The 760-nt window shown below is 41.2% G+C and carries 1 protein-coding gene; it reads right to left on the reverse strand.

Annotated elements, in window-relative coordinates; genetic code table 11:
* Positions 1-698 (reverse strand): RNA-guided endonuclease InsQ/TnpB family protein (locus tag FC07_RS16250; protein ID WP_235807519.1); only part of this gene is annotated, 698 nt, incomplete at its 3' end.
* Between the last annotated feature and the right edge of the window lie 62 nt (positions 699-760).

Consider the following 760-nt stretch of genomic DNA (forward strand, 5'->3'; position numbering starts at 1 on the left):
CGACCATTTACCACCCGTTTGCGAGCTAATAGACGTTGATAATGTTTAATACGTTGATAAAGTCGTTGTAACCGCTGAGGACAAACATTAAAAATACCGTCGCTGTAATTCAGATGGCCTACGTTTATATCCACACCAGTTATCTGACCAGTGCTAGGTTTAGAGGTGATTTCAGCGACTTCAAATGGCAAACTTGCCCAGTAGGTACCATTCTCACAATAAATGGAGACCACTTTTAAAGTACCGATTAAATGACGCGTACCACGAAATGGAATATCGTACCAACTCGTTATATCATGAGGTTTATCCAAGTGTAATCGACCGTTAACAATTTTAGCGCGATCCGTTTTAAAACCTTGGCGTGATGCTTTTTTGGATTTAAAATGCGGTTTACCCCAGTCTGGTAAGGATTGATCAAAGAAGTTTTGCCAAGCCTTGCCTAGGTCAGTGATAGCTAACTGTAAACAGCGCGCAGACAATTGATATTGCCAGTCTTGCTTATTTGCGACTAATTCGTCACGCACTTTACGCGCAGTTGGGCACAATTTCTTATCAGCCATAATTTGCGAACTATCGTACATTGCATTCCAAGTGGCAAGACCTTGATTCCAGCAATAACGGCGATAATCACAGAGTTGCGCTAAAACACGGCGCATGGTGGCATTTGGATATAATTTAACTTTCACGGTTCGCATCATCTCAATATGGTCCCCTGTCAATAAAATAGACAATTTAAATAGAGACTTTTTTGTCCTATGCC

This window comes from Loigolactobacillus bifermentans DSM 20003 (assembly GCF_001434575.1).
Lineage (GTDB): Bacteria > Bacillota > Bacilli > Lactobacillales > Lactobacillaceae > Loigolactobacillus > Loigolactobacillus bifermentans.